Source organism: Lewinella sp. IMCC34191, assembly GCF_003390935.1.
In the GTDB taxonomy this organism is placed as follows: domain Bacteria; phylum Bacteroidota; class Bacteroidia; order Chitinophagales; family Saprospiraceae; genus Neolewinella.
Window position 1 is genome coordinate 164,345 of the sequence record NZ_QNQZ01000010.1, and the last position, 22,066, is coordinate 186,410.

Sequence of the window (22,066 nt, forward strand, 5' to 3'; positions counted from 1 at the left end):
AGATATTATTTCATATTCATGCCAGTGGTTTCCCCTCCGGCACGTTGCTCTTCAATATAGGGCTCGTAGGCCTTAAGTCCGTTGTACAACATCTTGGTGACACCATCGCCGGTCACGGTAGCTCCGCTCAGGCCATCTACTTCGTGTTCCTGATCGACGGCTCCGCCCTTGCGGACAATGATGCTGACGAACTCGTTACCGTCGTAGATCTTCTTTCCCTTAAACTGGGACTTCCATCCGGCATTGTCTTTGATTTCCGCGCCGAGGCCAGGGGTCTCACCGGCATGGTCGAAGCTGGCTCCCGTTACGGTATTGAGGTCGGAAGCAAGGGCTATATTGCCCCAGATAGCATCCCACAAACCGTTACCCCGTACACTGAATACGTAGTATTCATCCTCCAGGTTAAACTTGTATACGGGATACACCCGCTGGCCTTCGGGCTTCTTGTATTCCTTGGCGAGATCGAGGGAAGCGAAATCCACGTCATCTACCGCTTCGCCGTTGGTGTTTACCACCAATTGGTCAACCTTATTTTTGAAGATGTCCAGTACTTCGGCATCACTAAGCCCGTCGATGGGCATGCCGGCGGCGGCCATGGGCTCGGCGACGGTGGCGAGGATCTCCCGCTTGTTGAAGATGTCTTCGTTGCGTGCGGCGGCCTCAGCGGTTACCGTCCGGAAACCGGCCAGCACCAGGGCTACAACGACCGTCATGATGACGCCGAAGGTGTATATATATTTCGTACTCATGATAGCGAGTTAGGCAGTTTACATTTGACCGGTGGTACCGACGGGGCGGTATCCTTCGGCGTTTTGGGGAGTAAAGATCTCCACATCCTCACTGCGCTTGGTGATCAGCTCGTCACGGGTCTTAGCCATGGCGGCCGTACGCTTGGCGCGGCGCTTGATGTTTGCCTGGTAGACGTAGTGGTCGATCAGGGGAGCGAAGGTGTTAAGTAGCAGGATGGACAGCATCCAGCCTTCCGGGTATGCCGGGTTGAGAACGCGAATGATCAGGCCGATAAAGGCAATGAGGAATCCGTAGATCCACTTTCCGGTCGGGGTATCAGCGCTGCTCACGGGGTCGGTCGCCATAAACACGATGGCAAATAGGAAGCTACCCATGATCATTTGCCGCAGCGGATGGATGGCCATGAACTTGAAGATACCGGGGGTGGTGTCCGTCAGTTCGGCGGGAGCGATCGCGTTGAGCATCAGGCCAGCTACGATGAAGCCGATCAGGCCGCCTACGATAACGCGGTAGTCGGCAATGCGGGTAAACATGATGAACGCCATACCGATCAGGATCAGGGGTACGCTCGACTCACCAATGGAGCCAGGGATCGTTCCCCAGAAGATGCTGCTCTGGTCGTAAACGGCGGAGACGCCTTCCCAACCTTCCTTGGCAGCGATACCGAGTGGGGTGGCACCGGTCCAGCCGTCGACGACATACTCCCCGCCGGTACCGAACTGCGCCCAGCCGAGGCCGGCAAAGATCCAGTCGAATCCGTGGTGCACGAAGTTGTAGGCCTCGCTGGCGTAAAGACCAACGTCTACTTTTTCGATACCGCTTACCCATACTTCGTCACCGGAGATGGTGGTAGGATAAGCGAAGAAGATGAATACCCGTGCCAGCAGGGCAATGTTCCAGATGTTCATACCGGTTCCGCCGAAGGCTTCCTTACCCAGTACAACGGCGAAGGCCACGGAAATAGCCAGGATCCACAGGGGGATATCGGGCGGCATGATTAGGGGGATCAGCGCCCCGGAAACCAGAAAGCCTTCCTCGACCGAGTGGCCTTTCTTGGCGGCGTAGATGAACTCGATACCCAGTCCGACGACGTGAGTGACCACGAAAATCGGGATGATCTGGATGAGTCCGTAGATAATCTTCAGGTGAAAGCCTTCCAGGTAACCGGTATACCGGCCGAGTGCCGCAAAGTGCTGCTGGCCGATGTTGAAGGTGCCAAAGACGTACAGCAGCTGCAGGGCGAGTACCACCCATACCATCTGCCGTTTGAGGTCCATGGCGTCCCGTACGTGTACCCCACCCTTCGTTACCGTCGGCGGCTGGAAGAGGAAGGTATAGAAAGCGTCGTAGGTCGTGGCCAGAAAGGGTGACTTGCTGTGGTCTGGCTCGAACTTGGTTACAAAATCGTGTAATGCTTTCATAAAGGCTTTATCAGTACGGACTATCGAGAGGTAACAATCCGCGTTTTCGTATAGTTATCCTTGCGCAATCATGGTGTCGTGACCCTGACGCAATATCTGCTGAAGTGGCTGCTTGCTCACGCAGGCGAACTCACACAGCGCGACGTCTTCGGGTACCAGCTCGTAGATACCGAGCCCTTCCATCGTTTCCAGGTCGTTGACCAGGATAGATTTCATCAGTTGGGTCAGGTAAATGTCCATCGGAAGTACCTGCTCGTAATCGTTGTTGACTACGAAGGCACGCTTCTCGCCGTTGGTCCGGGTGGTCAGGTGCAGGTGATTGCTGAGTACGGGAATGGTGGGCGAGATCGATGCCTTGGCACTGTTGGGGACCAACCAGCCGAAGACTTCGGCATCGTCGCCTTCCTCGATGGCCGTGATCTGGTTGTCGAAGAAGCTGAGGTAATTTTCCTTGGTCCGTTTGCTACCGCTCAACACGTCGCCACTGATGATGCGGCTGTGCTCATGCACGGTCTCGCCGGCCAGCAGTTCGCCGATGTTGGCTCCGGCGAAGGTGCGTACGTAGCAGGGCTCGCTGAAGGAGTCACCGCTGAGGGCGACCAGGCGGGTCGTATTATAGTGACCGTTCTGGAACAGTTCACCAAAGACCAGCACATCCTCCACGCTGATCGTCCAAACGGTGTTCTCGCCGCGACCGCAGGGGTGGATGTGGTGAATCTGCGTGCCCACGTTTCCGGCGGGATGCGCACCGCGGAAGTAACGCTTTTCCACGCCGCGTACGGCGCTGAAGGGCGTGTCTTTGTCTGCCCGACCGTCGAGGCCCAGGTAAACCAGCCCCGGCGTAAGCCGGCGAAGTACGTCGATGCCCGCCTGGAAGACGTCCATCCGTCCCTGCACCGTCAGTTTGAGATCGGGGGCGAGGGGGGCGGTGTCGAAGGTAGTGACGAAAATATCGCGGGGCACGACGTCCGGATCGGCTACCCGGTTGTAGGGCCGTTGGCGGAGACCCGGCCAAACGCCACTCTCCAGCAGGAACTCGACGAGTTCCTCCCGGGAAGCATTGCGGGCGGGCAGATCGTAGGTGCGGCTGACCTGTTCTTTGTCGGCCAGGACGACGACCTCGGAGATCGAGCGCTTGAGTCCGCGGTTCACGCCGATCACTTCACCGCTCACGGGAGCGACGAATTTGATGCGGGGCATATTCTTATCGAAAAAGATGGGGTCACCGGCACGGACGGTATCGCCTTCCTCGACCAGCATCTTCGGGATAGGCCGCAGACCGAAGTAATCGGGCGGATTGACGGCGTAGCGGGTGACTTTCGGCTCCCGGATCAAGGGCTGAGGTTCTCCGGCCATCGGGATGTCGTACCCCTTGGTCAGGGTGTAGACGTGCTTATTCTCCAGGTAGTCGGGCTTCTTACCGCGGAACAGGTCGCGAACGGTCGGGAACAGCCCCATGGATGCTTTCTGGTCGATGCCCATTTGTTTGGACTCAATGACCATGAAGTTATCCGCTACGCTGACGACGATGAAGAAGAAAATGATCAGTGCCAGGGCGGCAACACCGTAGAATAGCAGGTTACTTCCGCCCCCGCTTGCCTGGGACTGAAGCAAAAGCGCGGCCAGCAGTAAGCAAGTGAATCCGGCCGGTCTCTGTAGAATTTTCATACGCGGGGTCGTGCGTTAAGGGACATTTTACTCGGTCAATGGGTGGATGACCCGAGCGAAAGGCAGGTCAATCCGACCGGCCTTTGTGATTGGGCGCAAAGTTACGACATCAACGACATCTAGGCCACCCTCGCGTAGGCTTGTTAAAATTGATCGCTTATTTAGATTTAATCTATGCTGTAAAACGGTATTCCTGGCGATCATTTGCGGCGGAGCGCAGGTAGAAGCCGGACCATAAAACCGGATACCCCGTGGATAACCGACTGAAAACCGTAACTTTGCGGCCCCAAAAAACGTTAGCCTCGCTATGTTTCCAACCTACGACGTGATAGTGGTCGGAGCCGGCCACGCCGGTTGTGAGGCCGCCGTGGCCGCCGCCAACCTCGGTGCGAAAGTACTGCTGGCTACCATGAATATGCAGACGATCGCTCAGATGAGCTGTAATCCCGCTATGGGAGGCGTCGGTAAGGGCCAGATCGTTCGCGAGATCGATGCGCTGGGTGGCTACTCCGGCATCGTGACCGATGAAACCATGATCCAGTTTCGCCTCCTGAACCTCAGTAAGGGGCCGGCGATGTGGAGCCCGCGCGCACAGAGCGACCGGATGGCCTTCGCCCTCAACTGGCGCGAGAAGCTGGAAGCGCACCCGAATATCGATTTTTGGCAGGAAATGGTCACCGGCATACTGGTTAAAGACGGCCGGGCGTGTGGCATACATACCGGCCTGGGTATGGAAATCCCCGCCAAGTCGGTCGTGCTAACCAACGGGACCTTCCTCAACGGGACCATCCACATCGGTGAGAAACAACTCGGTGGCGGCCGCGCCGGGGAACGGGCCTCTACCGGCATTACCGCTCAACTGCAGGAACTCGGCTTCGAAGCCGGCCGCATGAAAACGGGTACCCCCGCCCGCATCGACGGTCGGACCCTGGACTACAGCGTTATGACCGAACAACCCGGGGACGAAAATCCGGGTCGCTTCAGCTACACCGATACCCCACCTTTGACCGATCAGCTTCCTTGCTACGTAACCTACACCAGCCCGGAAGTGCACGATACCCTGCGCGAGGGCTTCGACCGCAGCCCCATGTTTAACGGCCGCATCCGGGGGCTCGGGCCTCGCTATTGCCCAAGCATCGAGGACAAGATCGACCGCTTCGCCGGTCGTGATCAGCACCAGCTCTTCGTAGAGCCCGAGGGAAGAAATACCTGCGAGATCTACGTGAACGGCTTTAGCTCCAGTCTGCCCGAGAATGTCCAGTACAAAGCGTTGCGCAAAGTGCGGGGCTTCGAGAACATGAAGATGTTCCGGCCCGGCTACGCGATCGAGTACGATTTCTTTCCTCCTACCCAGCTCGGTCCGACGTTGGAGACCCGCCTGGTTCCCAGACTGTTCTTCGCCGGACAGATCAACGGCACGACCGGCTACGAGGAAGCCGGATGCCAGGGCCTGATCGCGGGCATGAACGCCGCCCTTGCCGTACAGGAACGCGATCCCTTTATCCTTAAGCGCAGCGATGCGTACATCGGCGTCCTCATCGACGACCTGATCAATAAGGGCACCGAAGAACCCTATCGCATGTTCACCAGCCGCGCCGAGTACCGCATCCTCCTCCGCCAGGACGATGCCGACCTACGCCTGACGCCTATGGCCCACGCCCTTGGGGTGCGGGGTATGGAATCCCGCATGGATCGGGTAAACGAAAAGGGGGAGGCCGTAGATGCCATTTCCCGGGAGCTCCGCGATCACAGCGTGACCCCCGACCAGATGAACGGCTACCTGGAGAGCATAGGCACGGCCGCTCTCAAACAGGGTGTCAAGCTCGACAGCATCCTCTCCCGACCCGGCGTGAGCCTGCAGGGACTGGCCGCCGCCGTGCCCGCCCTACACGACTTCCTGAGCCCCTACGACGCCGAAACCGTCAACCTCGCCGAAGTGACCCTGAAGTACGCCGGCTACATCGAGCGGGAGCGGCAGGCGGTGGAAAAGATGAGCCGCCTCGAAGGCATCAAGTTGGGCAAAAGCTTCGACTACGAGCAGCTGACCAGCCTCAGCAAGGAAGCCCGCCAGAAACTGAATAAGCTGAAGCCTGTCACCATCGGTCAGGCCAGTCGCATTAGCGGGGTCAGCCCCGCCGATGTAAGCGTCCTGCTAGTCCACCTCGGCCGGTAACACGCTGTCTCCGACAGCGCTGTAAAATGCTGTCTCCGACAGCGCAAGCAAAAAGCTGCCTCCGGCAGCGCCAACTCCCCTACGCCTGGAAGTACCCATAAAGCTGGTAACAGAACAGCCCCACCCCAGCGATACACAAATACACATTCACCGATCGGTACAAAGCATCAAAGCTCTCCTTTTCCCGCCAGCGCGAAATAAGGAACACAATTGGGATCAGCGCCAGCACCTGCCCCAGCTCTACCCCAATATTAAAGCTGACGATCTTCGCGAGAAACTGGTCCGCCCCGATATCAAAGGACTGCAGCCGCGTGGCGAGACCAAAGCCGTGGATAAGGCCGAAGATCCCTACCATCACCAACAGATTAGGAGTTCTGACTCCAAGGTATTTTTTGAAGCCTTCCAGGTTCTCGAATCCTTTATAGAGTACACTTAGCGCGATCACCGCATCCACGAGATGCTCGTCCGCCCGAATGCCCAGGTAGGTAGCGCCGATCAGCGTAATGCTGTGTCCGATGGTAAAGACGGTTACGAAGCGGACGATGTCCCGCAGCCCCTTCAGGTAAAAGATGACCCCGACCAGAAAGAGCAGGTGGTCGTAGCCGGAAACCATGTGCTTGGCCCCAACGTAAACATAGGCCAGTAAGCCACCCTCACTAAGAATAGCCTGATCGCCTGAACTCACTCCGTGCGCAGCCAGAAGAGCTGGAGCCAAGCAGGCGATGGCGAGAACACTTATTCTCGTGGTCAGCCCGGTCACTTAGGCACGTTTGTTGAAGTACACGAATAGCCCAACGACGAGCACGATACTGCCTATCCACCAGGCGTAGGCGGCAATGCCCCCTTCGTGCTCGTGGGTATGATCCGCACCCGCCCCGTGGCTGTGCCCGTGGGCTACGCCGAAGGTGAGGGTGCCCCAATTCGATTCGTGCGTTAACCCCTCCTCGGTCGATTCCTGCATGTAGATGGTACGTAGAAACCAGCTTCCCTCTTGAGATACCTCGAACTCCAGCGTTCCGTCCGCGTCCGTACGCAGCTGCTTCATGCCATCGTGGGTATGCCCCCCCGATCCGTCGCCGTGGTCATGATCCGCATCTGGACCGTGCTCGTGAGCCGCTCCGCCCATTTCGGCATCTACGATGACCAGTTGATTAGCCAGCGGTTCCCCCTGCCAGAGGAGTTGCACCCCAAAAGGATCGCCCGGGTGCAGGTCATAGGGATTGCTCAGCGGAACGAATTCGATCGGATAGCCGAGTGGAGTACTCCAGTCGCTTGTTTTCTCTTCGCCGACCTGGACAATCGTCTTTACATGTTTGCTGTATTTTTCTGTGGCGTCGGTGTCCAGCAGGTCATTCGTTCGCCGCCGCTCCAGTTCGTCCACCACGCCATCGTGTTCCAGGTAGCGGTTAAAGGCATCGGCTTCCATAGTCAGGCTGCGCGGGCGGGTGCTGACGCCAACCACGTAAGTACCGGCTTCGCCCGTAGTGAAATCCAGGACCGTGACACTTCCCTCTTCCCGCCAATGGGTAGAATCCATAGTGCGGCGTTGACCGTTGGCAATGACGCTGACATCGATCATGCGATCGCGATCGATGGTGTTCTCGCTTTCGGCAAAGGTGCCGTTAAATAGCTGTATGGCGGCTTTGCCGTTAGGCTGGAGAAAGAAGGTGTCCAGCTTCAGGTACATGTCGTGACTGCAAAGGACGACCAGTGAAAAGAAAGCAAACAATAGTTTCTTCATCGTTGAGTGCATAGTATGGCGATGAAAGTTACGGGGTAGAAGGCGGAAGTGGTTTGTCCGGCCTGTATGGAAGCTCCTGCACTGCCGAGTAAAATAGAGCGCCCGCTACCCTACCTTTGCCCCATGGTAGCGATCATCAACTACAACGCCGGCAACATTCGGTCCGTCCTCTATGCCCTGGAGCGCATCGGCGTCGAGCACGAACTGACGGCGGACCCGGACAAGATTCGCAGCGCCGGTAAGGTCATCTTCCCGGGCGTCGGTCACGCCGCCTCAACCATGGCGCACCTCAACGAGACCGGCCTAGCGGACGTCATCCGCTCCCTGACTCAACCGGTCTTCGGCGTATGCGTCGGGATGCAACTGCTCTGCAGCCACAGCGAGGAGGGGGACGTGGATTGCCTGGGCATCTTCCCCGAGCGGGTCCGGCAGTTCCGCCCGGTTAACGGGGAGAAAGTCCCGCACATGGGTTGGAACGATGTACGGGTAAAGGATGGTAACGGATGGCTTAGTGAGGAGGTAGACGGCGGCTACTGCTACTACGTCCATAGCTACTTCGTTGAGGCAGGACCGGATATGGTGGCCACCACGAATTACTGCGGTACGGATTTCGCGGCTATGATGCGGCGGGATAATTTTTACGCCGCGCAGTTCCACCCGGAGAAGTCGGCCGCCGTGGGGGATCGGATCATTCGCGATTTTTTGGCGGTTTAGTGTTGCTTGTTAGGGGCAGGTAAACACAGAGGTGCCACGGAGCTTAGGGTGAAGCGAAGAGGGCGGCGGGGGATTACCGCAGAGGTACGGAGCAGTGCGAAATTTAAACGAGTGAACAGGAAAATTCCCTTTCTTGAGTCATGCCAAAGACGGCGAAGTATGGGGGCAGCCAATTCCCCAATATCCGGGTTGGGAAGCCCCAAGCCGAAGGCGAACAAGGTTAGCCGGCAGTTAGCCTAAAACTCCACCGTCTCCGTTCCCGCGTCATCGTTGCCGAAGAAGGTAGTTGTTACGCTTAGGCGAACGCCAAAATCATCGTACCCCCCGTCCCGGAAGGCCGCCACGAACTCCAGACGGGCTACCCGCAATATGTTGTCGAGCGAATAACCAACCTCGGTGTAATGATCGGATGTCGGGGTGTAGAGGTAGTTGACGAAGAGGTCCTCTTTGAGTCCCATCAGATGCAGCTCAAATATTTGCGTGAGCAGGAATTTCCTGAACTGATAATGCGCATAGACCTCCAGGTACTCTTCGGCCGTACTGTTCCGGTAATAGGGCAACAGCCGATAACTTCCGATGGGATCCAGGCGGGTCAGCAGGATTTCCGAGGTAGCAAAGTGGCGGTAATCGGGGAAGTCCACGTACGTCCGGTTAATATAGGAACCGCCGCGGGCCAGCAGGTGAATGGATCCGCGCGGCCCGGCCTCAAACTTATGGCGGTAGCTGCCCTGAATGCGGGTAAAATCGGAAGCGCTCTTGCCTATTGATGGCAGTCCGGACTCCACCAATATCCCCAGTGTCGGGGCCGAGTCGTTGACTAGTTGGCGCCTACCGTTGCGAATAACGTATTTCAGTCCGGGCCGCCAGGCCGCGCTCACCGTGAGTAATGCGGCATTGCGTACTTGCGTGATTTCGCCAACCTCCTCATTAAAGGGGTTATTAGAAGCGTAGGCAAATTCGTCGTCACCTCCCCAACGGTGATTAGTGAAGTTATTGACCAATCGCCGGTCTTCGAAACGGACTCGTCCGCCGAGACTGAGCGCATCGCTGTATCGCTTTCGGTAGGTGGCCTCCCCGTAGGCCCGCTCGTAGAGGCGGGCGTAATTGTCACCAAACACCAGGGCCGTGATTGTATTGATGATCGGATCGATGGCGGGCCGGTCGTCGAACTGACTGAGGTAGCGGCCGCCCGTAAAGGTGTACCGCCCCTTGTTTCGATCGTTGGTCCAGTTACTGTACCCCAGTTCCCAACTGACCCGCTTCCAGGCAAAACCGTAGCGGGAGCGTACGCTAAAATCTCCCAAGCGGACTTTGTGCGAGCTGCTGTCTTCCCGCACCGTACGGTTGATCGCCTTGGTAAGTTTGAGGCCGACGGCGTAGCCTTCTACGGGATTAAATGCCGCATCGGGCATCCAATTCCACCGGAGAATGCCCGGCAGCGAACGCTTCTTTCGCTTATTTTCCGCCTCGGTAGGCTGGCCGCGGGATTCGGCGATCGAATCCTGCTTCTCCACCCGGGCTACACTATCCTGGTAACGGTAACCCTCAATTTCCTCTACGGTCAGGGGAATGGGCCGCACGGCCTCCCAGGCCGCGGAGTCCCGGATGGTCTTAACGCTGTCATCCTTGAAGGTGTAATTGGCTACGACCTCGGGCTCTTCCTGCTTTTCCTGCTCCTCCTTCTCATACGAGCGTAGTAGGCGGCGAAGTTCCTTACGGGTCAGTTCGCCGCCTTCCTCAAGGGTATTTTCGTAGCCCGTCGTTCGGTTCTCCCGGCGGGTCTCGGCGGCTACCTCCGGTTGTGTCTTTTCATCGATAACCTCGATGTAGCCTTCGAGGTCGGGGTTGAGTTCGATGTCATAGTTGCTCGTATTGGCGATGTACTGTACCGACAGTTTGATACCGAGTAGCCCTCCGCTGCCGGCTATGGCGGTGGTAGTCGGCAGCCAGATATGATCGGCCACTTCATTGTAATTGATCTTGACATCGATGGTAAATCCGGTGTTGTATGTCCGCAGGTCCAGGCTGTGGAGTGACCAGTCACCTTGTACGATATAGATATCTCCCTCGAATACCCCTTCGCCGCGGCTTCGCGGAATCACCCGGATCTTGTTGATCAGTTCACCCTGGTCACCAAATACGCCGTCGTGCTCAAATTTATAGTACGCGAAGGCTTTCGGGCTCAGGGGACTGACGATGCCCGCTACCTCGGGTTGGTAGAAACTCGAAAAGACGTAGCCACTTACCGAAAAACTCTCTTCCCCGACAACGTAGCGGGATACGACCTCCTCGCTGAAGGTATTCGGTCTTTCGTAAGTGATTTTACTGGTGGTTTCGCTGGTAAAGCTTCGGCCCACCACCTCTTCTATTTCCTTACGTTCGTCCTTTGGAGCCAGCTTTTTGAGCAGACCGGGAATCTTGTCGACCTTGCCAATGCCTTTCAGGTAGACGTCCGCCGAGTACCGGTCCAGTTGGTTCCGGTGATAATCCGCTTTGGCGATCGCACGACGGATGACGCTGTAGCTGAGGTCTTCCGCGCCGCTTACTACTTGCACCTCGTCCAATTCGAGCGCCTCCGGTATCAGGGATACGTCCAGATTACTCCGACCGCTCTGCACCTCGATGACCTGCGTCTGATAGCCGAGATACTGAAACACCAGCGTATTAGTTCCCGGTTTCAGTTTCAGCTCGTAGCGTCCTTCTGCATTGGTCGTAGCACCCGTCCCCAACTGCTGTAAATAGATGGATGCATAGGGTAGCGATTCGCCGTTATTTTCGTCGGTTACCCGGCCGGAGAGGACCTGTGACAGGAGCGGACCAACCGCAACCAAGAGCAGGAGAGACAGGAGGGCAAGGCGGCTGGACATGGTTCTTAGAGCTGAACGGGTTAGTAAATAACGAAAATAGCCCCCGGCTCGCTAAGCATGGCGAACTGGAGGCTATTCCTATACTGATGGGGCAAACCCATCGACCAATGATGAAAGTTATCGGCTGGTCTGCCGATCGTACTTTTCCTTGAACTTGCGGTAGAGTTCGGCCTGCTTGTTGTCAAGATCGATTTCGCGCCCGTCGATAAAGGCGTGCTCGACGTTGCTGGTCCGCATATCCAGCAGATCGCCGGATACGACGATGAACGTTGCCGATTTACCCGTTTCCACACTACCGTAATCCGCATCGATGCCGGCTATGCGAGCGGGTGTAAGCGTAACGGCCTCAACCGCCTTTTCGTAGTCCAGTCCGAAACCAACGGCCTGGCCAGCCACGAACGGCAGGTTGCGTTGCTGCCAGTAACCCTCGTGACTGATGGCAAACTCTACGCCAGCATCCGCCAGCAGGGCCGGACTGCGGTAGGGTTGGTCGATCGGCTCGTCCTGGGCGGCAGGCAGGGCCTGTGTACTGCCTAAAATGACGGGCACACCTTCCCGCTTCAGGAATTCGGGAATCAGGTGAGCCTGGTATCCCCCGACAATTACCGGACTGGCACCCATTCGCTTCAGTAGGAGCACGCCGGCCTGGATGTCACGGGCTTCCTCCGCGTGCAGATAGGCTTTGGCACCGCCGTCAATGACATCGCACAGGGCTTCAAATTTCAGGAGTCGTTCTCCGTCACCCTCCGGGCGACCGCAGTACCCCACGGCCTGCTCGAGGAAGGCTTCCAACTCGCGCTCTTGCTCATCGTAGCGCTCGTTCGGTATGATCCTACCCGTCAGCCAGTTGTAGCTGTTGCGATTGGGCCAGTGGACGTGGATACCGTCGTCAGCTTTCACGGCCGCGTCTTCGAAGTTCCAGCCGTCAAGCTGCATGATGCTGCTGGTACCACTGACCAGGCTGCCTTCGGGGGTGGCCTGCGCCAGTAATACCCCGCGGCTACGGATGGTAGGGATAACCTGTGAGTCGGTATTGAAGGCGATCAGTGCGCGGGCGTTGGGGTTCATCAGTCCGACTTCCCGATCGTCGCGTGTCGCCCGGACGGAGTTGATCTCCACCAGACCGAGCTGGCTGTTCAGCGCGATCAGGCCGGGGTAGATCTCCTTACCGCTCGCATCAACGGTTTCGTACCCGGCCGGCACGTCTCCCCCGGCACCTACGCTTTCAATCCGGCCGTTGCTGACCAGAATGGTTGCGTTATCAAGTACGGTACCGTCGCCTACGTGCACGGTCGCGCCGGTAACGGCGAATGGCGATTGCTGCGCCCGGGCCGGAACGGGGTTCTGGCCGAAGACGCAGGAGCATGCCGCTACCCAAAACAGTAGGGCGAAATGGTATTTAATACTAGTGATCATGGTTTTCTTCGTTGTGGTGGTCAAGGCTGTTACAGTGCAGGAGGCGGCGACTGTTCCCGCGGGGGGGCTGGGTTTTGCCCCCGCTGTTCTTAGCGTCGAGGCTAGCCTGAATGAGGGCGTTACGCTCCTCGCCCAGGGCCAGGCGACGCTCCTCGTTTTCTTCGCGGTTGAAGTACTCCTTTCCGTCGATAAAGGTGCGTTCCGCCCGGGCGTAGATACTCATCGGGTGGTCGTTCCAGAGCACGAGATCGGCATCTTTACCAACTTTGATACTACCGACGCGGTCGTCGATGTGAAGCATCTTGGCCGGGTTGAGCGTAACGAACTTCCAGGCTTCTTCCTCCGGTACGCCACCGAACAGCACGGCCTTCCCTGCTTCCTGGTTTAGCCGGCGGGCCATCTCGGCGTCGTCGGAATTAAATGCGGTCACAACGCCCTGCTCATACATCAGCGCCCCGTTATACGGGATGGCTTCGTCTACTTCGAACTTATAAGCCCACCAGTCGGAGAAAGTGGAGCCGGCCGCGCCGTGCTCCGCCATCTTGTCGGCTACCTTATAACCCTCCAGGATATGCGTGAATGTGTTAACCCGGAAGTCATGGCGCTCGGCGAGCTCCATCAGCATATTGATTTCGCCCTGCTGGTAGCTGTGGCAAGTGATGAAGCGCTCGTCGTTGAGAATTTGAGCCAGGGTTTCCAGTTCGAGATCGCGACGCATGTCCTCACCGGCACGCATAGCCCGATCGTATTCGGCCGCGCGGCTGAAGTAATTTTCGAATATCTGTTCGACGCCCATACGCGTCTGCGGGTAGCGTACCCGACTGGCATCGCCCCAGTTAGACTGCTTGACGTTTTCTCCCAGTGCAAACTTGATGAAGGGGTCGGCCCCTTCAAACATCATTTCCTCCGGAGAAGCACCCCAGCGCAATTTCACGAGCGCCGACTGACCACCGATCGGGTTAGCGGAGCCGTGAAGGAGTTGGCTTACGGTGACACCGCCGGCCAACTGGCGGTATATGTTCTCATCTACGGCATCTACCACGTCGGCCATGCGGACCTCAGCGGTACTGGACTGGGTGCCTTCGTTAACGGAGCTGAGCGCGATGTGGCTATGCTCGTCGATTACCCCGCTCGTGAGATGCATTCCGGTGGCATCAATAACCGTCGCACCCCGATCGGACAGTCCCTGCCCGACGCCGGCGATTTTCCCGTCCTGGACAAGTACATCGGCTTCCTGCAGAATGCCCTGCTCCTCGTTTGTCCATACGGTAGCGTTCCGGAAAAGTACCGTTTTGGCTTCCGGCATAGTGGGTAGTCCGTAAGCGATGTTGGGATACGTGAGGCGACTGACGTACTCCTCGGATTCGGAAGCTTCCGCATCGTCTTTCTTGCTCTCTCTGCTATTTCCGGAATCATTTCCCGTCCTCGGCGTGGCCCGGAAGGAAACAATGCGCCCGCGGGCGTCGCGACCCGTACCGGAGTAACCTTCTCCATCGGGAGTGGCCGTGATCCGGTAGTATCCGTCTTCACCTTCCGGTTTGAAACGCATGGTGAGCACGCCGCCGCTCTCGGAATAAGAGACGTCCGTTTTCGTACTGTCGCCTTCGGTGCTAAGAGTCATTTTCTGACTGCCGGGGTCTCCCGAAACTTCTCCGACAAAGCTTTCATCACCAACTGTGATATCGTAGGCGGTAGCCAGTTCCGTGGCATTCAGCGATTTTATTTCGAAGGGATAACCCTGTACCCAGTTCTGGTAGATGGTAGCCTTATCGGTGAAGGGACTCTTGTCGGTGATGATGAAATTAGCCAACATCCCTTTTTCGAGCGTTCCGACCCGATCGGCAATTCCGAGCATCTCGGCGGGTCCGGTGGTCAGGGCGATCATAAGGGTACGTTCGTCGGCTCCGGCCTCATGCGCCTTGCGCATGGCCTCGTGCAGATCGCCGGGCTTATCCAGTCCGTCAGCGGTAATTACGAAGGGGATGCCGGCTTCCGCTACGGCGGCTACGTTGCCTGGCGCACGCTCCCAGTGGCGTAGCTGAGCCAGGGAGATCATGTCGGCGGCGAAGGGATCGCTTACGTCGTAGGTTTCCGGAAAGGTCAGGGGAATAATAAAGCTTGCTCCGGACTCCTGCAGTGCTTCCAGACGCTGGTACTCGTCGCCGCCACCGCGGATGATGTACTGAACACCAAATTCATCACCGACCTTGTCGGCGCGAAGTGCGTTCTGCCAATCCTCGACCTCGAATATTTGGGGCAGGTCCTGCAGGTCCCGCCAGGCTTCCAGGCTTAGGTTCGTTTCTCTTCGGTCTCCCTCGCCGTACCACTCCGCATCCAGGTAGGTCTGTCGCAGTAGGGCCATCGTGCCCATGCGGGAGTTGGGGTAGTCCTGCCCGGAGGATCCTTTGTCAAAGGAAAGGTGGTGGGCGACATCCCTTTTGAGCAGCACCTCGTTGTCACTGCTCTCGGCCAAAGTCACCACGGCGGCCGCTCCCCGGCTGATGCCATCGTGGTGGTGGGTAGATACGGTGCCGAAACCGGCATCCCGCATGGCTTTGGCGGCCTTGGCGTCAATCGTAAACAGCGCCGCGGCGTCGGTTTCCGGACGTAGGGCCTGATTCCAGGAGTAGGCTCCTTCGGTTTCCGATTCCATCTGCGGCCCGTCACTCCGGCTGCGGCGGCTACGCTCGACTTCCGGCATACCGTAATTGCCGTAGACCTCAATGAAGCTGGGGTATATATGCTTCCCGTCAGCCGCTACCGGTACGGCGCCGCGTGGCACCTCGCCGTTGGCGGTAGCGCTTTCTATTAACCCGTCGCGGATGACGAGCGTAGCGTTTTCGAGGGTTTGGTCCGGACTGACGTGGACGGTAACGCCGGTGATGGCGTAGTATCGGTCAGCCTGATCGTAAACCCCGTTGTAGGGGAAGGTGGTCTGGGCGGACAGCACGATACTAAAGAGGAGGAAGGCCGGTAGGAGGACCGGCCGTAATCGTTGTGTCATGGTTGTCATTTGGTTAAAGGGGGAAAGTACGGAGATTTATTACTGTATTGTAGCCGGGTACCGGATTAAGGTGTAAAGAGTGACGGTATACACGGTATATTCTGTGCATGCCCATCCACCGGGACGCGAGAAGTGCCGCAGCTTTTCGTCGCTTGCAGGCGTGGGGAAGAAAGTGAAGGGAAAATTTTATCCCGCTTTCCCCATTAAATAGCACGTAATAATATTTTTGACGAGCAAATAACGACAAGAGCGTTCCATGCGACTGCTTTTGCACCTATACCTCAACACTCACCCATGCCCCTTTTTTACCTGCTACTGAGTTGCCTTATAGGGGCGGCTCTCCCTTTATCACTGTCCGCGCAAATCCTGGTGGCTAATATCAGCCAGGGCAACGCTGGCAGCAACCCGTCCAACCTACAGTCTGACGGCGAGTACACCGTATTCGTGGGCAATAATGGCACTACGGAACAACTTTACTACCAAGCGACGGGGATCGCGGAACCTTCCCCGATCGGCGACCTGGTGCCCGACCTGACGATGAACTGGACCAACAGCCCCACGCTGATCGCGGGCTCCGTGTACTTCGTCGTCGACGCGCAAGGAACCATCGCTTACCAGCGTATCGACCTGGCGACAGGCGAAGTCAGCGAAATAGGAATATTCCCATCCAACTACTTTGACAATAATAATCCCTGGTACACCGCCGTGAACGGGGCGATCGTTTTCATCCACCCCGATGACAACTACGACAAGCAACTCTACCGGTACGACCCAACCGACGAGTCGCTTACGTTGCTGCAACAGATGCCGGAAGGTTACGTCAGCCGCATCGGCAGAATCGGTAACCGGGTCTTCTTCGATTACGGTTATTCCCCGGGGGATCCGGTTCCCTTCGTAGTCACCGACGGCACGAAGGAAGGGACCCTGGTACGGTATCCCCTGGAAGGTGCGGAATACGTAGAGCCACTGATAGCCGTGGGTTCGAGGACCGTGGTACAGGCTATTATCGGCAGGTCCGCCGGCCCCTACGTCTACGATGAGAACTTCTACAATGCCTTACCGCTACGGGAGGTATACCCTTCCATTCCGCCGGGTACGGTTCGCCACCTGAGCCTGCATAGCGACGGGCTCTATTTTTCCCTGCAAACCCCCGAGTTGGACCTGACGATCTACCGTTTGGATACGGCCACCTCCACCGTGGAGCCGGTGCTCGATGTGAACCCGAATCGCGATTCGATCTACCTGCAGACGCTGCAGTTCTTTCCCGATCAAATTTTCTACACCAGTATAAAAACAAACAATGGCCGTCAAACAAACGCGCTCTACGGAACGGACGGAACGACGGAGCCTTCCTTGCTTTTGGACAACATCACCAACCGCGGCTTCAACGGCTACAGCCTGGGGGAGATAGTGGCCTCCGACGGATACTACTATTTCCTGGCTGACCAGCCCGGAATCGGCACGGAACTGTGGCGCACCGACGGCAGCCCGTCGGGTACCCGTCTGCTGGCGGATTTCTACCCCGGTCCGAGCAGTCCGGAATTCAGCGAACCGGTGCCGACTGGGAACGGCATCGTACTCACGGCTATCCATCCGGAGTACGGGGAGGAGGTATTCACCGTGGAGAACGGAAGTGAATCGATCGAGTTATTGATGGACGTCAATACTAGGGAAACCGGATCCATTCCCCAACCGCAGGCCATTGTCAACGGACGGTTACTTTTTAGGGCAACCACTCCATGCACGGGGTTCGAATTGTTTGCGACGCAGGGGTCGGCGGCAACCACCGGGCTGGTGGCGGACCTGGAAGCGGGCCGGGAAGGTAGCCATCCAACGGTTACGACCACCCTGGGCGATACAGCCTTTGTGAACGTCAGCAACTTCAACGACGCACGCTTATACGGCACGGACGGCACCCCGGGGGGAACCTTTCAGCTGGATCCCGAAGGACCGGTCGGCAGGGCGATCATCTCGGGGCCGGTGCGTCTCGGTAGTCGCTTACTGCTTCGCACCTACGTCAGCGGCGTCGGCCAGGTACTTTACTCGATCGATCCGCCTTCGGGCGCCTACGAGCTGATCAAGGTGCTCGAACCTACCTTCGGGGCTAACTCCAGCGGGCAGGCATTCGTCGCGTTGAACGACAGTATTCTACTGTTCGAGGAAACGACCAGGGCTTACGGTACAGAGCTCTGGCGAACGGACGGCACCGCGGAGGGTACCTTTCTGGTCAAGGACATTCGTCAGGTCGAGGAAGATGGATTCTACGGACATATCGGCAACCTGACCGTCATCGACGGCCTGGCTTTTTTCACCGCCGACTACGGGCAGGGCCGCCTCCCCTTTCGGTCCGACGGTACGGAGGAGGGAACCTTTGAACTCACCGGCTTCGGCAATCTGCAGAATCCAAGTCTGGCCTTTGCCTACGGAGGGCAGGTGTACTTCACCGCCGGCGGTTACGGTTCCCGCGCCTTATACACCACGAAGGGCGCCCCCTTTGACGTGGAACCATCGCCGATTACCGCATCTTCTGGGTATGTTTCCATATCCAACCTGCGTGTTTTAGGAGACGGTCTGGTATTCACGGCCGATCAATCCGGTACCGGCGAGAAATTGTGGGCGACCGCCGGCCCCGGGATGGCGGCTGTTCCGCTTCAGAATGCCCAAACGGGCACCTCTCCTACCTCCCCACGCGATCTTTTCGTAGTAAACGATACGCTGCTGCTCTTTTCGGCGGATGTACCGGAGCTGGGCCGGGAACTGTGGAAAACCGACGGTACGGTCGACGGGACCGTACTGGTCGCGGACATACAAGCAGGCCCCGCATCCTCGGACCCGGAATATTTCTACGCTTTCGACGGCTTCGTGTATTTCTCCGCCGATGACGGCAAGGTGGGTGCCGAGCTGTGGAAGTACGCGCCGGATGGCATCTATCCGGAGGATACCGATCCCAATGCGGTGCAGGTTGCCTGCGCCGCGCCGCCTACTTCCTCAACCGAGATACCGGAGCTAGAAATTCGTACCTATCCAAACCCGGCAAATGACTGGTTACGGGTGGAGCTGCATGCGGAACGGACGGTAGCAGCCTCGTTGCACGACCTTAGCGGGCAAACGGTTTACGCCTCCGATCGTACCGCGGATCGCTTTACGATTCCGCTACACGACTTCCCAGCCGGTGCTTATACTCTGTTGCTATGGGAAAGGTCCGGTGAAATTGTGGGGCGCCGTCGCATTATCGTGACGAGGTAATTTCACCTCGGCGGGTGCCCCGTCAAACTATGTTAAAGTTGCCGCGTTTACTCAGACACGCTGTAAAGCCTGGGTGCCTGTCGGGTTTGTTCCTTTATTGACTTATCTTTGTGCTACATTTGGATAGTGTTCCGAGTGTTGTCCTCCAACATGGCGCCAGGCAGAAGGGGGAAATCCGGCTTTTTAGGGTAGTTCTAAATGGCCCCGCGGCAGCACTCCGCGGTAAAATGATGACGTGCTTAACAGATCGAATGAGTAAACGACTAATTAAAGTAGCGAAGGAATTGAACGTGGCGACCTCGACGATCGTCGAGTTCCTATCCGGTAAGGGTTTCGAGATCGAAAACAAACCGATCGCGAAAGTCAGCGCCGAAATGGAATCGGCTGTACGTCAGGAGTTCGCTAAAGCTATGTCCGATAAGGAGAAGGCTGCCAAAATGGAGTTCGGCACGCGCCCCTCGGCCCCGCCACCGCCGCCGCCCCCACCACCGCCGGCTGCAAGAAGCGCGGCCCCGCCACCGCCGCCGCCCCGGCCGGCAACAACCCCGGCTCCCCCGCCGGTGCAGAAGCCACAACCAACGGCAAAAGCCCCTTCTCCGGAACCTGCTTCTCCCGCGCCCCAAGAGTCCAAGAAGGAGGAAAAGCAAGACACCGGGAAGCGCGAGGTCCCCGGCCTGAAGGTCATGGGCAAGATCGATCTGGATGCCAATAGAAGACGGCCTGCTAAAAAGCAGCCGGAGAAACAACCGGAGAGAAAGCCCGAACCCAGAGCGGAAAAAGCTCCCGCCAAGCCCGAAGCTAAACGGGCACCGGCCGAAGACGCCGCTCCCAAGGTTGCCAAGCCCGCCCCGGAAGAAAAGAAGCCGGAAGCCAAACCCACGGCCAAGTCCGGCGAGCAACCCGACATGCACAAAACCGCAGAGCCTAAGCTACGCGGCCTGAAAGTGCTGGGTAAAATCGAGATCAAGAAGACCGATAAGCGGACTTCCGACGATAGCCGCAAGAAACGGAAGCGCAAAAAGATCACTACCGGACCACCCCAGGGCGGCCGCACCAGTGGCGGCGGCGGTCGGAACGACCGCGGTCGCGGTGGCGCTCGCAACGACGAGCCCCGCGAGGTCTCGGCCAAGGATATCGAGGACAAGATCAAGGCGACCATGGCTCGCCTGCAAGGCGGCGGTGGTAAGAAAAAACGCCAGCGCCAACGGCGGGATAACCGCGATCGCATTCGCGAAAAGCAGGAAGCCCTGCTCGACGAGCAAACCAACGACAAGCTGCAGGTGACGGAATTCGTCACTGCTCAGGAGTTGGCAAACATGATGGACGTCGGTATCGGCGAAGTCATCACGGCCTGTATGAATGCCGGCGTGATCGTCTCCATTAACCAGCGTCTCGATGCGGAAATCATCGAACTGGTCGCGGAAGAATTCAACCACGAAGTTGAGTTCATCAACGTGGATGAGTCCGAGGAGGAAGAAGAAGAGTACGTAGACGAGCCGGAAGATCTGGTATCCCGTCCGCCTATCGTGACCGTTATGGGTCACGTCGACCACGGTAAGACGTCGTTGCTCGACCGTATTCGCGACGCGAACGTCATTGCCGGCGAGGCAGGTGGCATCACACAGCACATTGGTGCCTACGAAGTAAAGTTGCCCGACGGCCGCGAGATCACCTTCCTGGATACACCGGGTCACGAAGCCTTTACGGCCATGCGTGCGCGGGGTGCCAAAGTGACGGACATCGCCATCATCATCATTGCTGCGGACGATAACGTGATGCCCCAGACGAAGGAGGCCATCAGTCACGCGGAAGCAGCCGGTGTACCGATGATCTTCGCGATCAACAAGATCGACCGCCCCGGCGCCAACCCCGATAAGATTAAGACCGAACTGGCCTCCATGGGCTACCAGGTTGAAGAATGGGGGGGTAAGTATCAATCCCAGGAGATCAGCGCGCTCAAGGGCGACGGTATCGACGAACTGTTGGAGAAGGTGCTGCTGGAAGCCGAAATGATGGAACTATCCGCCAATCCCGATCGCCCGGCGGTCGCAACCGTTCTGGAAGCGTCGTTGGAGAAAGGACGAGGATATGTCACCAAGATTTTGGTACAGCACGGTACGCTTCGCGTTCAGGACATCTTGGTGGCCGGCGAGGCCAGCGGACGTGTCCGGGCCATGTTTAACGAACGGAACAAGCGCGTAAAGGAAGTAGGCCCGGGATCACCGGTTCTCCTACTTGGCCTCGACGGTGCTCCGCAAGCCGGGGAGATGCTGAAGGTGATGCCCAGTGAGCAGGAAGCACGCCAGCTGGCCAGCCGCCGCGCACAGATCAGCCGTGAACAGGCCAACCGGGCCGCCAAGCGCGTTTCGCTCGACGAGATCGGACGCCGTCTTGCTCTCGGTACCTTTAAGGAACTGAACCTGATCGTCAAAGGTGACGTGGACGGGTCCGTAGAGGCCCTATCCGACTCGCTCATCAAGCTGTCGCAGGAAACCGTACAGGTCAACGTTATTCACAAGGCCGTCGGCCAGATCATCGATTCCGACATTTTGCTGGCAACCGCTTCCGACGCCATTATCGTCGGCTTCCAGGTACGTCCCAGCTCTTCGGCCCGCAAGCTCGCCGAGCGAGAAGGTGTCGAGATCAAGACGTACTCGATCATCTACGAGGCGATCGACGAAATCAGCAGCGCCATCGAAGGCATGCTGGAGCCTACCCGCGAGGAAAAGACGACCTGTCAGGTTGCCGTCCGCGAGACCTTCAAGATCTCCAAGGTCGGTACGATCGCCGGTTGTTATGTCGAGGAAGGAAAGATCACCCGCAACACCCTCATCCGCGTCATTCGCGACGGTATCGTTGTCTTCCCGCTTAAGGAAGGACAAACCGGCGAACTGGCAAGCCTCAAACGCTTCAAAGACGACGTCAAGGAAGTACGCAGCGGCATGGAGTGTGGTCTGAATATCAAGAACTTCAACGATATCAAGGAAGGCGACATCATCGAAGGCTACGAGATCGTAGAGATCAAGCAGAAGATGCAGTCGAACTAATTGGTGAACGGACGAATGG

At 57.7% G+C, this 22,066-nt stretch carries 12 protein-coding genes; 4 read left to right on the forward strand and 8 right to left on the reverse strand.

Going from position 1 to position 22,066, the window contains the following annotated elements; translation table 11 throughout:
* Positions 1-5: 5 nt before the first annotated feature.
* From nqrC to DRW39_RS18190, 3 genes are read right to left on the reverse strand one after another with little or no spacing between them, the layout of a single operon-like run.
* Positions 6-749, reverse strand: a complete 744-nt coding sequence (nqrC, locus tag DRW39_RS18180) for an NADH:ubiquinone reductase (Na(+)-transporting) subunit C (protein ID WP_116108506.1) — start codon at positions 747-749, stop codon at positions 6-8.
* Positions 750-767: 18 nt separating this feature from the next.
* Complete coding sequence (locus DRW39_RS18185) at positions 768-2,171, reverse strand: NADH:ubiquinone reductase (Na(+)-transporting) subunit B (protein WP_116108507.1); 1,404 nt, start codon at positions 2,169-2,171, stop codon at positions 768-770.
* A 54-nt stretch (positions 2,172-2,225) separates the two neighbouring features.
* Positions 2,226-3,839, reverse strand: a complete 1,614-nt coding sequence (locus tag DRW39_RS18190) for a Na(+)-translocating NADH-quinone reductase subunit A (RefSeq protein WP_116108508.1) — start codon at positions 3,837-3,839, stop codon at positions 2,226-2,228.
* 307 nt (positions 3,840-4,146) lie between these two features.
* Between DRW39_RS18190 and mnmG the strand changes: the two genes are divergently transcribed.
* Positions 4,147-6,012 carry a tRNA uridine-5-carboxymethylaminomethyl(34) synthesis enzyme MnmG gene (gene mnmG, locus DRW39_RS18195; protein ID WP_116108509.1) on the forward strand — a complete coding sequence of 622 codons (1,866 nt, stop codon included), beginning with the start codon at positions 4,147-4,149 and terminating at the stop codon, positions 6,010-6,012.
* 79 nt (positions 6,013-6,091) lie between these two features.
* Here mnmG and DRW39_RS18200 read toward each other — a convergent pair whose 3' ends face one another.
* Entirely contained in the window at positions 6,092-6,772 is a 681-nt protein-coding gene (locus DRW39_RS18200; RefSeq protein WP_255419259.1) for a HupE/UreJ family protein, read from the reverse strand.
* Positions 6,773-7,753 (reverse strand): DUF4198 domain-containing protein, encoded by a 981-nt coding sequence (locus tag DRW39_RS18205; protein WP_116108510.1) that lies wholly within the window; start codon positions 7,751-7,753, stop codon positions 6,773-6,775. It abuts the gene before it with no gap.
* Positions 7,754-7,876: 123 nt separating this feature from the next.
* Between DRW39_RS18205 and hisH the strand changes: the two genes are divergently transcribed.
* Positions 7,877-8,467, forward strand: a complete 591-nt coding sequence (gene hisH, locus DRW39_RS18210; RefSeq protein ID WP_116108511.1) for an imidazole glycerol phosphate synthase subunit HisH — start codon at positions 7,877-7,879, stop codon at positions 8,465-8,467.
* 236 nt (positions 8,468-8,703) lie between these two features.
* Here the strand turns inward: hisH and DRW39_RS18215 are convergent, their stop codons facing one another.
* The 3 genes from DRW39_RS18215 to DRW39_RS18225 form a co-directional block, all read right to left on the reverse strand.
* Positions 8,704-11,334, reverse strand: coding sequence for a DUF5686 and carboxypeptidase regulatory-like domain-containing protein (locus DRW39_RS18215; protein WP_116108512.1), 2,631 nt, complete (start codon positions 11,332-11,334; stop codon positions 8,704-8,706).
* Positions 11,335-11,451: 117 nt separating this feature from the next.
* On the reverse strand, positions 11,452-12,750 hold the full coding sequence (locus DRW39_RS18220; RefSeq protein WP_116108513.1) for an amidohydrolase family protein: 1,299 nt from the start codon (positions 12,748-12,750) through the stop codon (positions 11,452-11,454).
* On the reverse strand, positions 12,740-15,754 hold the full coding sequence (locus DRW39_RS18225) for an amidohydrolase family protein (RefSeq protein WP_116108514.1): 3,015 nt from the start codon (positions 15,752-15,754) through the stop codon (positions 12,740-12,742). Before DRW39_RS18225 ends, DRW39_RS18220 begins: the two co-directional genes overlap by 11 nt.
* Before the next feature lie 294 nt (positions 15,755-16,048).
* Between DRW39_RS18225 and DRW39_RS18230 the strand changes: the two genes are divergently transcribed.
* Positions 16,049-19,000, forward strand: a complete 2,952-nt coding sequence (locus DRW39_RS18230; RefSeq protein WP_116108515.1) for a T9SS type A sorting domain-containing protein — start codon at positions 16,049-16,051, stop codon at positions 18,998-19,000.
* Positions 19,001-19,251: 251 nt separating this feature from the next.
* Positions 19,252-22,047 carry a translation initiation factor IF-2 gene (gene infB, locus DRW39_RS18235; protein ID WP_116108516.1) on the forward strand — a complete coding sequence of 932 codons (2,796 nt, stop codon included), beginning with the start codon at positions 19,252-19,254 and terminating at the stop codon, positions 22,045-22,047.
* Positions 22,048-22,066 lie beyond the last annotated feature (19 nt).